Here is a 246-nt window from a genome sequence, read left to right on the forward strand (position 1 = left end):
TTATTGGCACAAGCTGAAGCGTTGAAAATTGATAATCTGTTATTTCATATTAACCATGTGCTAGTGCCACCTGCCATTGATGCAGTGATGTCTGATAGTCGCAGTAAAGTGAACGCGTTTATTGGTCCGGCGCATGTGAGCGTGATTAGCGGTGCCAAAATCTATCAATCTACGGTTGATCAATATCAAACACCTGTGGTGGTATCAGGGTTTGAGCCCGTGGATGTTGTGGAGTCTATTTTACGA

Annotated in this window: 1 pseudogene; it reads left to right on the forward strand. The window is 43.5% G+C overall.

Annotated elements, in window-relative coordinates:
- Positions 1 to 246, forward strand: a pseudogene (locus AAEZ06_RS28010) (hypothetical protein); the annotation flags it as partial.

This window comes from Pseudomonas sp. HY7a-MNA-CIBAN-0227 (assembly GCF_040310325.1).
GTDB lineage: Bacteria > Pseudomonadota > Gammaproteobacteria > Pseudomonadales > Pseudomonadaceae > Aquipseudomonas.